This is a genomic window from Streptomyces sp. NPDC057654 (genome assembly GCF_042800135.1).
In the GTDB taxonomy this organism is placed as follows: domain Bacteria; phylum Actinomycetota; class Actinomycetes; order Streptomycetales; family Streptomycetaceae; genus Streptomyces.
Genome location: NZ_JBHVHQ010000195.1, coordinates 1 through 11,583 on the forward strand (window position 1 = coordinate 1; position 11,583 = coordinate 11,583).

11 protein-coding genes are annotated in these 11,583 nt (G+C 71.5%); 7 read left to right on the plus strand and 4 right to left on the minus strand.

All coding sequences use genetic code 11. From position 1 onward, the window contains the following. Positions 1-287: 287 nt before the first annotated feature. From ACFU99_RS17055 to ACFU99_RS17065, 3 genes are all read left to right on the plus strand, one after another. A complete protein-coding gene (locus ACFU99_RS17055) occupies positions 288-1,793 on the plus strand; it encodes an ROK family protein (protein WP_384392187.1) in 1,506 nt (501 codons plus the stop codon). A 92-nt stretch (positions 1,794-1,885) separates the two neighbouring features. After that, on the plus strand, positions 1,886-2,812 hold the full coding sequence (locus ACFU99_RS17060; RefSeq protein ID WP_384392214.1) for a sugar kinase: 927 nt from the start codon (positions 1,886-1,888) through the stop codon (positions 2,810-2,812). 110 nt (positions 2,813-2,922) lie between these two features. Beyond that, a complete protein-coding gene (locus ACFU99_RS17065; protein WP_384392217.1) occupies positions 2,923-3,552 on the plus strand; it encodes a bifunctional 4-hydroxy-2-oxoglutarate aldolase/2-dehydro-3-deoxy-phosphogluconate aldolase in 630 nt (209 codons plus the stop codon). A gap of 77 nt (positions 3,553-3,629) precedes the next feature. On the opposite strand, the gene ACFU99_RS17070 is transcribed toward ACFU99_RS17065, so the two are convergent. Continuing rightward, entirely contained in the window at positions 3,630-4,349 is a 720-nt protein-coding gene (locus tag ACFU99_RS17070) for an SDR family NAD(P)-dependent oxidoreductase (protein ID WP_384392190.1), read from the minus strand. Between the two features lie 111 nt (positions 4,350-4,460). Between ACFU99_RS17070 and ACFU99_RS17075 the strand changes: the two genes are divergently transcribed. Further along, positions 4,461-5,060 carry a TetR/AcrR family transcriptional regulator gene (locus tag ACFU99_RS17075; protein ID WP_384392193.1) on the plus strand — a complete coding sequence of 200 codons (600 nt, stop codon included), beginning with the start codon at positions 4,461-4,463 and terminating at the stop codon, positions 5,058-5,060. Between the two features lie 17 nt (positions 5,061-5,077). Here the strand turns inward: ACFU99_RS17075 and ACFU99_RS17080 are convergent, their stop codons facing one another. The 3 genes from ACFU99_RS17080 to ACFU99_RS17090 form a co-directional block, all read right to left on the minus strand. Then, positions 5,078-5,530 carry a MarR family winged helix-turn-helix transcriptional regulator gene (locus ACFU99_RS17080; RefSeq protein WP_384392196.1) on the minus strand — a complete coding sequence of 151 codons (453 nt, stop codon included), beginning with the start codon at positions 5,528-5,530 and terminating at the stop codon, positions 5,078-5,080. Positions 5,531-5,606: 76 nt separating this feature from the next. Then, complete coding sequence (locus ACFU99_RS17085; protein ID WP_384392199.1) at positions 5,607-6,320, minus strand: DJ-1/PfpI family protein; 714 nt, start codon at positions 6,318-6,320, stop codon at positions 5,607-5,609. A 129-nt stretch (positions 6,321-6,449) separates the two neighbouring features. Then, positions 6,450-7,292, minus strand: a complete 843-nt coding sequence (locus tag ACFU99_RS17090) for a LysR family transcriptional regulator (protein ID WP_384392202.1) — start codon at positions 7,290-7,292, stop codon at positions 6,450-6,452. A gap of 204 nt (positions 7,293-7,496) precedes the next feature. Here ACFU99_RS17090 and ACFU99_RS17095 point away from each other — a divergent pair, with 204 nt between their 5' ends. From ACFU99_RS17095 to ACFU99_RS17105, 3 genes are all read left to right on the plus strand, one after another. Further along, the gene (locus ACFU99_RS17095) at positions 7,497-8,402 is read left to right on the plus strand and encodes an NAD(P)H-binding protein (RefSeq protein ID WP_384392205.1); all 906 of its coding nucleotides are present in this window, start codon (positions 7,497-7,499) and stop codon (positions 8,400-8,402) included. 199 nt (positions 8,403-8,601) lie between these two features. Then, positions 8,602-9,816, plus strand: a complete 1,215-nt coding sequence (locus tag ACFU99_RS17100) for a cytochrome P450 (RefSeq protein ID WP_384392208.1) — start codon at positions 8,602-8,604, stop codon at positions 9,814-9,816. A gap of 119 nt (positions 9,817-9,935) precedes the next feature. Further along, positions 9,936-11,579: an IS1182 family transposase gene (locus ACFU99_RS17105; protein ID WP_384392211.1), complete on the plus strand. Its 1,644-nt coding sequence runs from the start codon at positions 9,936-9,938 to the stop codon at positions 11,577-11,579. Positions 11,580-11,583: the final 4 nt, after the last annotated feature.

Consider the following 11,583-nt stretch of genomic DNA (forward strand, 5'->3'; position numbering starts at 1 on the left):
GGCCCGGATTCTGCGCATGGTCGGTGGCCCCTCTCAAGGGTGGCTGGGTCCGGTGTCCGATGGCATCGCTTTTTCAAGAGCCGCATTTCGTGGGGCGAATGGTGCTGTGAGTCGACTGGTTCAGTGAGCCGAATGGTTCAGTGCGCGGAGTGGTTCTGTGGGCCGAATGGTTCCGTGCCTCTTTCGTGTCCCTTTCATGCCTTAATTCAAACCGTGAGTTAAGTAGTGAGAGAAGGTCGCGTCAAGACTCCGCGCAGCGATATGTTCAGGCCAGGGAGGAAGTCACGATGAGTGAACGCAACCAGCGGACGGTCCGGGACCTGCGCCGCGGCAGCAGGTCCGCCGTGCTGCGCCGGCTGTACTTCGAGGGCCCGCTGAGCAGACAGGAGCTCGGACCGGCCACCGGCCTCAGCTCCGGTTCGATCACCAACGTCGTCGGTGAACTCCTCGCGGACGGCCTCGTCGAGGAGGCCGGCTCCGTCGGCTCGGACGGCGGCCGCCCCCGTACGCTTCTGCGCGTCGCGCCCCGCAGCGGCTGCCTGATCGGTGTGGACGTGGGGGAGACCCGGATCCGCGTGGGCCTCTTCGACCTGACGCTCCGTGAGATATCCCGTACGGAGCGGACCCTGGGCGGCGACCCGGGCGGCTCTCGCGATTCCGGCTCCGGCCTCGGCCATGACGTCGGCCTCGGCCCTGGCCCTGGCCATGACGTCGACCATGATGTCGGCCTCGTCGTCCAGCTGATCCTGGACGGGCTCTCCACCGTCCTCGGCGAGGTCCCGGAGCACGCCGGGGCGGTGCTCGGAGTGGGCATCGGCGTGCCCGGCATCGTCGAGTACGGGACGGCCGAGTACGGGGCCGCACAGAGAGCCGCCGAGGAGCGCTCTGCTGAGCACCGCGCGGGCATTCCGCCCGCCCGCAACGGCCACCTCGCGGACGGGAGTTCGCGCGGCCCCGGCCTCGTACGCGCCCCCGGCCCCGGCCCCGTACGTAACTCAGGCCCTGGCCCCGTACGCGACTCCGCCCCCGTACCCCGCGGCGCCGTGGTGCACGGTCAGACGATCGGCTGGGACGCCGTCCCCCTCGAAGCGCTGCTGCGCCGCTCCACCGACCTCCCCCTGCACATCGACAACGGCGCGAAGACCCTCGGCCAGGCCGAGCTGTGGTTCGGCGCGGGACGGGGCGCGCGCAACGCCGTCATCGCGCTGCTCGGCTCCGGCGTCGGCGCGTGCGTGGTCGTGGACGGCAGCCCACTCGCCGGCGCGACCAGCGGCGCGGGCGAGTGGGGCCATACGACGCTCCAGGTCGGCGGGCGGCGCTGCCGGTGCGGTGCGCGCGGCTGCCTGGAGGCGTACGCCGGGGCCGCGGCGATCCTGGACCGCTGGCGCGAGGCGGGCGGCGGGCCGCCCGGCGGCTACCGCGGCCACACCCAGGAGAGCGCGCTCGCCGAACTCCTCGCCGCCGCGGACGCCGACGACCTCACGGCGGTCCGGCTGCTGGAGGAGACCGCCGAGTACCTCGGCGCGGGCATCGCCGATCTCGTCAACCTCTTCAACCCCGAACGCATCGTGCTCGGCGGCTGGGCCGGGCTGCTGCTCGGCCCCCGGCTGCTGCCCGACGTACGCGCGGCGGCCGCCGCCTACGCCCTGCGCCACCCCTACGAACGGGCCGCCATCGAACTCGGCCGGGCCGGGCCCGACGCCGTCACCATGGGTGCCGCTACGCTCCCCCTCGCACGCCTTCTCGCGACCGGCGGCTCCCCCCGGGGTCCGATTGTCGGAACCTCCGGATAACGTTTCGGAAGAAACAGCGATCGGGGAGGCACTCGGTGACATCAGTGGCATCGGTGGCAAACGCGCCCGAGGCGGTCACCTGCGGAGAGGCGATGCTGCTCATGCTCGCCGACCCCGGCGTACCGCTGGAACGGGCCGTACGGTTTCGACGCTCGGTGGCGGGCGCGGAGTCCAATGTGGCGACGGGCCTGGCCCGGCTCGGGCACCGCACCCGCTGGATCGGCAGGCTGGGCGCGGACCCGGCGGGCGAGGCGGTCCTGCGCGAACTGCGCGCCGACGGCGTCGACGTCGGCCACGTCGACCTGGACGACGCGGCCCCCACGGGCATGCTGCTGCGCGACAGCCATCCGCACCGCGCCATAGACGTGCAGTACTACCGGGCGGGCTCGGCGGCCTCCCAGCTCGCGCCCGAGCACATCCGCCCCGAAGCGCTCGACGGCGCCCGGCTGCTGCACATATCCGGCATCACCCCGATGCTGTCGCCGTCCGCGGCGGCCGCCACGCAGCGCCTCATCGAACTCGCGCGCGCCGCCGGAGCCCTGGTCTCCTTCGACCCCAATGTGCGACGCAAGCTGGGCGGGGCCGCCCAGTGGGCGCAGATCGTCGGGCCGCTGCTGGCCGAGGCCGACCTGGTGCTGGCGGGCGACGGCGAGCTGGAGACGCTCACCGGCCGCTCCGCCGACGAGGCCGCCGCCGACCTGCTGGCGGGCCGGGCCCGTACGGTCGTCATCAAGCGCGCCGACCACTCGGCGACCGCCGTCACCGCCGAGGGCCGCTGGGACCGGCCGCCCTACGAGGTGCCGGTCGCCGACCCGGTGGGCGCGGGCGACGCCTTCGCCGCGGGCTATCTCTCCGGGGTGCTGCGCGGGCTGCCCGAGCCCCGCGCGCTCGCCGAGGCCGCCTGCGTCGCCGCGCTCTGCGTGCAGACCGCCACCGACACCGAGGGGCTGCCCAGCGCGGCCGGCCGCGACCGGGCGCTCGCCGCCTTCACCGACGGCACGGACGCGGTGCACCGCTGACCATGGCCTCCTGCCCCACGCCCCCGCACCGCGGCCGTCGGCCGCGCCACCGCGGGCAACGGCCACCGACCACCATCGACACCCAGATCAAGAAGGGCGGCGAAACTGCCGTGTACCGCTGGGAGATCACCCGGGCCGCGCTCGCGCAACGGGTCTTCGCCATCATCCGCAGTGACAGCTACGACCACGCGACGGCGACGGCAGACACCCTGCTCTCCGCGGGCATCACCAGTCTGGAGATCTCGCTGACGACCCCGTTCGCGCTGGAGTCCATCACCACCCTGACCCGCGAGGTCGGCGACGACGTCATGATCGGCGCGGGCACGGTGCTGGACGCGCCCGCCGCCCGGATGGCGATCGACGCGGGGGCCCGCTTCCTGGTCTCCCCGGGCCTGGACGCCCAGGTCATCCGCACCGGCCACCGGTACGGCATCCCGGTCTTCCCCGGCGTCGCCACGCCCACCGAGATCGTCACCGCCATGGAACTGGGCGCGGACGCCCTCAAGCTGTTCCCCGCCTCCGGGTACAGCCCCCGCTGGATCAAGGACGTACGGGCCGCGCTGCCGCAGGCCGCGCTGCTGCCCACCGGCGGCGTGACCCTGGAGAACGCCCCGGAGTGGATCGCCGCCGGCGCCGTGGCCTGCGGCATGGGCAGCGCCCTCTCCGAAGGCGACCGCGACGCCGTCGCGAAGCGCGCGTCGGACTTGCTGGCCCGCCTGGCGGACGTCGAAGTTCCGTAGGGGCCGGAGCCGGGGGCGGTTCCTCAAGGGGCCGCGGGGAGGGCCGAGGGGCCACTCCGGCCCTTCGGCGTGCCGCTCTACCACGGCACGGGCTCGCCGTGGCGGTCCAGGAATCGCAGGCCGGGGGCGCCGGCCTGGGCTTCGAGGACGTCGACCACGGCGGGGATGCTCTCCGCGGGGTCGAGCGGCGCGTCGAAGCCGCCGAGTTCGGTGCGGTTGTGGCCGGGGTCGACGAGCAGCTTGGTGTGTCCGTCGTCGGCGTACCGGGTGGCGTAGCTGCGCATCAGCTGGTTGAGGGCGGCCTTGCTGGCCTTGTAGAGCTCGTAGCCGTCCTCGGTGTTCTGCGAGACGCTGCCCTGCTCGGAGGACATGACCGCGACCGTTCCGCCGGGCGCGACGAGGCCGCGCAGGGACTCCAGGACACGCAGCGGGCTCAGCGCGTTGGTGATCATCACCTCGGTGAACATGTCGGTCGGCACCTGGTCGATCGACAGGTTCCCCCGGTTGACCGCGCCGTTGACGAAGAGCAGGTCGAACCGGCGGTCCGCCAGGCGCTCGCGCAGCGCGGCCAGTTGCCCGGGGTCGTTCATCTCCAGTGATTCGACGGTCAGCCGTCCGTTCGAGGCGTCGGCGTCGGCGCGCAGTGCGCCGCCGTCCTTGCGCGTCGTGGCGATGACCTGCCAGTCGCGCCGGGCGAGTTCGCCCACGAGGACGAGGCCCAGCCCCCGGGAGGCGCCGATGACGAGGGCTCGGCGTGCTTGTCGGTCTTGCCGGTGGTTTTCGGGCGTCGTGGACACATGCGCTCCTCAGCGGTGGTGGAGATGGCGACGGTGCGCTTTAGAGTAGACGCGACGTCGCGTCTAGGCAATGCCCCGGAATGCGTCCCGCCGCCGGGTAGGGTGTCGCGCATGCCCGACACCAGCTCACAGCCCCGCAGGCCGCGGTCCGGCAGCCGGCGGGACGAGGCCGCGCGGCTGGCTGTGCTGCACGCCGCGGACGATCTGCTCGACGAGCACGGCTTCGGCGGCCTGACCGTAGAGGCGATCGCGCGGCGCGCCGGGGTCGCCAAGCAGACGATCTACCGCTGGTGGCCGTCGAAGGTCGAGATCCTCCTCGACACGCTCATCGCGGACAGCGAGAAGAGCCTGCCCGTGCCGACGGAGCGGCCCACGGCCGAGACCGTCCGCGGCTATCTGCGCGGTTTCGCGCGATTCCTCACCCGCGACCCGGCGGGCAAGGTCCTGCTCGCGCTGCTCGCCGAGGCGCAGCACCACCCCGCCACGGCCAAGAGCTTCCACGAGCGCTATCTCGGCCCGCGCCGGGACCAGGAGCGCGCCATGCTCGCGCACGTCATCGACGCCGCAGAGATCTCGCCCGCCCTCGGGCCCGACGCCGCGCTCGACGCCCTCGTCGGCCCGCTCGTCTACCGCGCCCTGACGGGGGCCGACATCCCCGACGACCTGGTGGACACCCTCTTCGAGGACCTGCTCAGGCCGCGCGCGGACTGAGCGCCGGCTTCGGCTTTTTACGGAACCGGGGGCCGTTCGGCGGACAGAGCGGCCGCCAGGGCGCGGCGGCAGGCCTCGTCCAGCGCTTCCTTCCGCTCCGCCCCGGCGACCGCCAGGAACTCCTCGTCCAGCTCGGACACGAGGTCCCGCCCCTTCGTGAGCAGGTCGCGGCCCTTCCGGGTGAGCACCAACTGCGCGCGGTGCCCCTGTCCGCGCAGATTGCGCTCCACCGCCCCCATCTCCTCCAGCAGGAGGACGGTGGCGCGCATGCTCTGACTCGTGACGCCCGCGCGGCGGGCCAGGTCGCTGTACGACAGGTCGGCGTCGCGGGAGATGTGCCCGAGCGCCCCCAGCAGCCGCATCGACAGGCCGGTGTCGGCGAGCCGGGCCTCCAGCCGCTCCTGTAGCCGCCGACCGGTGACGATCATCATCATGACGGTCGACAGTGCGCTCTCCGGCGCCTTGCTCACCTGTGACTCTCCCTACCGGGGTCCGCTCGTACTGGACTTGTCCGGTATCAGTGTCCCAGGCCGCCGGCCGCGATGATCAGGCTGCCGGGACCGCGACCCCGAGCCGCTCGGCCGCCCGCTTCGCGGAGTCGAGGAACGGGGCCTTCATGCCGGCGGCCTCGGCCAGCGCGGCCCGCGTCATCTCGGGACCGGCCAGTTCCGGAGTGCCGACGCCGAACGGCGGCCGCGGCGCGTACTCCATGGTCAGCTCGGCCCGGCGCGCGGCCTCGGTGCCGCGCAGATCCTGGATCAGCCGCAGGGCGATCTCCATGCTGCCGGTCGCGGGGCCGGCGGTGAGGCGGTTGCGGTCCTCCACGACGTTGTTGGTGGGCACCAGGGTCGCCCCGTAGTACGGCAGCAGGTCGTGCACATGGAAGTTGGTCGTGGCCCGGTACCCGCGGAGCAGCCCGGCCGCGCCCAGCAGCAGACTGCCCACGCACACGCCCGCGACCCACTGCGCGCGGCTGCCCCGGTCGGCGAGGAACTCCAGCGTCTCGGTGTCCTCCAGTACGTCCAGGGGCACGGCGCCCGCGCACAGGGCGTCCAGCTCGGCCGGGCAGTCCTCGAAGGTCGTGGTCGCGCGGGTGGGGAAGGCGGGGGAGCCCATGATCTCGTCCAGGTTCTTCCAGACGAGATGCACGTTCACGTCGGGCAGGAGGCCCAGGCCCGTGTGGATGCCGATGATGTCGACCGGCATGTAGCCGGGGCACACCAGGATCGCGATATTGAGTTTGCGCAGCTCATCGGTCATGTCTCTGCTTCTCCCTCTTCGGTCTGCATGGGTATTGCAGGCAGGCTTACAGCCAAGCTTGCAGGCGAGCTTGAAGGCAGGCTAAAAGTCTGGCCGTAAGGTGCTCGTAAAGCGGTGACCGGGTGGTTCCTAGGAGCCGTTCCGCGCGGCCTCTTCCGCCACGGACATCGCCGTACGGACCAGCGCCGCCGTGGCCGTCGAGCGGGACTGCTGGGGCCAGGCGATGGAGAGGACCGCGGGCGGGGTGTTCGGTACGGGGCGGTAGACGACGCCGGGGCGGGGGTAACGGGCAGCGACGGAGGTGGGCAGCAGGGGAGTGGGGCCGCCCAGGGCCACGAGGGTGAGCAGCTGGGCGAGGTCGCGGCCCGAGGAGCGGGTCTCGTGGACGAACCGGGGCAGATCCTCGGGGAGCAGGCCGAGGTCGGCGAGGGCCAGGTGGTCCTGGTCGGCGAGCGGATGGGTGGCGGCGATGGCCGCGACGCACTGTTCGGAGGCCAGCGGCTCGGAGTCCAGGCCCGTACGGTCGAACGGCTCGTGGACCAGCGCCACGTCGGCTTCCCCGCGGCGCAGGAGCTTCGCCTGTTCGTGCCAGCCGCAGAGCCGGACGGCGACCGGCACGGCCTCGGGCTCCGACGCGAAGCGCGCGAGGATCGGCTCCAGCAGCCCCGCGTCCCCGTCGGCCTTCGTGGCCAGGATCAGCTTCGGCTCGTCCGCTGCCGCCCGCTGGGTCCGCCGTTCGGCTGCCTGGAGGGCGTCCAGGGCGATCCTCGCCTCGGCGAGCAGCACCGTTCCGGGCGGGGTCAGCGTCACGCTGTGGGTGCTCCGCTCGAAGAGCGTGACGCCCATCTCCGTCTCCAACTGGCGGATCGCGCGGGAGAGGGGCGGCGGGGAGATGCCGAGCCGCTCGGCGGCGCGGGCGAAGTTGAGCTCCTCGGCGACGGCGACGAAGTAGCGCAGCGGTCGGGACTCCATGCCCTCACCTTCTTCCCGTTCGGCCCCCCCCAGGCGCGCAGCGACAGGGCGGTATTGCCCTGAGGGTAACAAGCGGGAGCGGGCGGGACCTTCAGTTCGGGCCGCCCGCGCAGCAAGCTCGACGGCAGCCCGCCAGGCGCTCGCCCGTACCGGCCGGTTTCGTCAGTTTCCGCAGTTTCTTCAGTTTCTTCAGTGGAGTTGTTCATGATCGTCGTCACCACCCCGACCGGCCAGATCGGCCGGGAGGTCCTCGACCGCCTCCTCGACGCCAAGGGCGGCGCGAACGGCGCCGGCAGTGCTACGGGCATCCGGGTGATCGTCCGGGACCCCGCCCGCCTCCCCGCCCACGTACGCGCCAACGTCGAGGTCGTCCAGGGGACGCACGCCGACCCCGACAACCTGAAGAAGGCGTGCCAGGGCGCCGACCGCCTGTTCTGGCTGGTCCCGCCGACCCCCGGCGTCCCCGGCGCGGAGGACCACTTCCGCGACTTCACCGAGCCGCTGCGCGAGGTGACCGGCGCGCGGGGCGGCGTCGAGCGGATCGTCGGCGTCTCCACCCTGGGCCGCGGCACGGCGAAGAACGCCGGCATCATCTCGGCCTCGCTCGCCATGGACGAGGCGATAGCGGGGATGGGCGTGCACTACCGGGCGCTCTGCGCGCCGTTCCTGATGGAGAACCTGGTGGCCCAGGCCGGGCTGATCCGCGACGCGGGCCTGGTGGCCATTCCGGGCAGCGGCGTCCTCCGCACCTGCACCACCCGCGACATCGCCGCCACGGCGGCCCGGCTGCTGCTCGACGACTCCTGGACCGGTTTCGAGGACGTACCGCTGGCCGGGCCCGACGACCTGTCGCCCGAGGACATGGCCGGGATCGTCTCCGAGGTGCTGGACCGCCCGGTCCGCCTCCAGCCGGTCGACGGCGCGGCCTACCGGGCGCAGCTGCTGGCCTCCGGGGCGAGCGAGGGCTGGGCGCGGAGCGCCGCCGACATGATGACGGCACTCAACGAACAGGGCTTCTACGGCGCCGCCCAGCCGAGTACCCCCGAGACCACGCCCACCGGTTTCCGCCAGTGGTGCGAGGAGGTCCTCAAGCCGGCCGTCCTCGGCTAGCGACTCCGACGACCTCGACAACGTCAACGACTCCAACGACTCCAACGGATTCGACAGATTCGACGGATTCGACGGATTCGGGATGTCTGCGGGCAGTTCCGGGCGAAGCGCTCGGAGCTGCCCGCTCCGCATGCAGAGTTGAGGAAACTAGGGAACGATCGTGATCTGTCCGGGCGTTACCCCGGTGATATCCCGTCGAATGGGGGTCCCTGTGACAACCGAAGCATTCGAGATCATCGACCTGTCGACGATGGGCGAGGACTTCGTACGCAATCCGTACCCCGTCTACGCGGAGCTGCGCGAACGCGGCCCCGTACACCGTGTGACGCTCGCCGACGGCATTCCGGCCTGGCTCGTCGTCGGCTACGACGAGGTGCGCGCCACGCTCGGCGACGACCGCCTCTCCAAGCGGCTGGACAGCGCCTCCGAGTCCGCCAACATCGGCTTCGAGCCGCTCGGCGCCCATATGCTCAACACCGACCAGCCGGACCACACGCGGCTGCGCAAGCTGGTGGTACGGACGTTCACCCCGCGCCGGGTGGCGGCGATGGAGCCGCGCGTGCAGCAGCTCACCGACGAACTCCTCGACGCGATGGTGGCCGACGGCGCGCGCGGCGCGGACCTCGTCGACGCGCTCGCCTTCCCGCTGCCGATGAGCGTCATCTGCGAACTGCTCGGCGTGCCCTACGCGGACCGCGAGGAGTTCCGCGCGTGGTCGAACTTCGTGGTCGGGCCCGCGCCGTACACGGAGAAGATGACGGCGATGGAGGAGGTCCGCACGTACCTCGGCCACCTGATCGTCAAGAAGCGCGACGAGACCGGCGACGATCTGCTGAGCGGCCTGATCCGCACCATCGACGAGAGCGGGGACCGGCTCTCCCACGACGAACTGCTCGCCATGGCCTGGCTGCTGCTGGTCGCGGGGCACGAGACCACCGTCAACCTGATCTCCAACGGCGTCCTCGCGCTGCTCCGCCACCCGGATCAACTGGCCGATCTGCGGGCCGACTTCTCGCTCCTGGACAACGCTGTCGAAGAGATGCTGCGCTACGACGGCCCGGTGGAGACCTCCACGTTCCGCTTCACCGTCGAGCCGGTGGAGATCGGCGGCACCCTGATCCCGGGCGGCGGCGAGGTGGTCCTGGCGACGATCGCCGACGCCGACACGGACGCGGGCCGCTTCGCCGAGCCGAGGCGGTTCGACATCCACCGCGACGCACGCGGTCACCTCGCCTTCGGCCACGGCATCCACTATTGCCTCGGCGCGCCGCTCGCCCGGCTGGAGGCGCGCGTCGCCATCCGCTCGCTCCTGGAGCGCTGCCCCGACCTCGCGCTCGACGCCCACCCGGCCGCGCTGGCCTACCGCGAGGGCATGCTCATCCGGGGCCCGCACCGGCTGCCGGTCACCTTCTGACCCCGGGGCCGCGCCGCCCGGACACTGTTGGTAAAAGGTCCGGCCCCTGTGCGTGACGTCGGCCTTCATCACCTGGTTGTGGGTGGTGAAGGCCGACAGTGCGTTTGGGGAGGGTGTCAGTGTCGCTGCAGGAGCCCGGGTTGGGTGAGATTCCGGTGGAGACGGAGCGGGTGGCTCGGGCGGTATGTCCGGACGGCACGCTGGCGATGCGGCTGCGCGATGAGTTCGCGGACACCTTTTCTGGAGAGGTGTTCGCCTCGCTGTTCCCGCGCCGGGGCCGTCCGGCGGTGCCTCCAGGGGCATTGGCACTGGTCACGGTGTTGCAGTTCGCTGAAGGACTGTCCGATCGGCAGGCTGCTACCGCGGTCCGGGTGAGGATCGACTGGAAATACGCGCTCGGACTGGAGCTAACCGATACCGGCTTCGACTATTCCGTGCTGAGCGAGTTTCGCGCCCGTCTGGTTCAGGGGCAGATGGCTGATGAACTCTTCGAGCAGGTGCTCCGGGCGGCCAAGGAGCGGGGGCTGTTGAAGACGTCGGGCCGGGCCCGGACCGATTCCGCCCGGGTTCTGGCGGCGATCCGGGTGGTCAACCATGTGGAGATGCTCGGGGAGACGCTGCGGTCGGCCTTGAACGCGCTGGCCGCGGCGTTTCCGCAGTGGCTGGCCGCGCAGACGGATGAGGCGTGGTTCGACCGCTATGGGCACCGGGTGGAGGAGGCGAGGCTGCCCCGTGGCAAGGAGAAGCGCAAGGCATGGATCGGGCAGGCCGGGGCCGATGGGATGAGTCTGCTGGAAGCGGTCTTCTCCCCGCAGGCTCCGCGCGAGGCGCGGTCACTGGAGGCGGTTGAGCTGCTGCGGCAGGTCTGGGTGCAGAACTTCCAGGTCGTCGACGGGGCCGTGTGTGAGCGGGATGCGAAGAACGTGCCGCCGGGCCGGTTACGGCCCTTCTCGCCGTACGACACCGACGCTCGTGCCGGAGCCAAGCGCGGCACCAGTTGGACCGGCTATCTGGTGCAGTTGACCGAGACATGTGAGCCGGACGCACCCAACCTGATCACTCACGTCGCCACCACCGACGCGTCCGTGAACGACCTGAAGATGATGGATGCCATCCACGCTGACCTGCGTGCTCACGGCAGACTCCCCACCGTGCACCTGGTCGACGCCAACTACATCGACGCCCAGGGCCTGGCCGACGCCGAACAAGCGGGCATCAAGCTCGTGGGGCCGATCAACAAGAACACCACCACCCAGTCCTCCGGCAAGTTCGCCACGGACGCGTTCGCCGTGGACTGGGAGAACAAACAGGTGACCTGCCCCAACGACCGGGTCGCGGACAGCTGGTATCCGCGCGTTTCCTCGCGCGGTATCCCCGTGATTAGGGTCCGGTTCCTCGCCTCCGACTGCCGGGCCTGCCCAGACGTAAACGCGTGCGCGCCGTCGAAGGCCGGCAGAGGCCGGGAGATCACGCTGAGGGAGAGAGCCGCGCACGACGCCATGAAGAGAAACCGCGCTGACCAGAAGACGCCTGAGTGGTGGGACGTCTACCAGCACCGACAGGGCATCGAGGCCACTGTCTCACAAGGCGTCCGGGCCTTCGGTCTCCGGCGGTCCCGATACCGCAGCCACCCGAAGACCCGCCTTCAACACCTCTTCACCGCCACCGCGATGAACCTCGCCCGCCTCGATGCCTGGATCACCGGAACACCCCGGGCCGGAACCCGCGTCTCTCGGTTCGAACGGTTGCGTCCCGCTGCCTGACGGC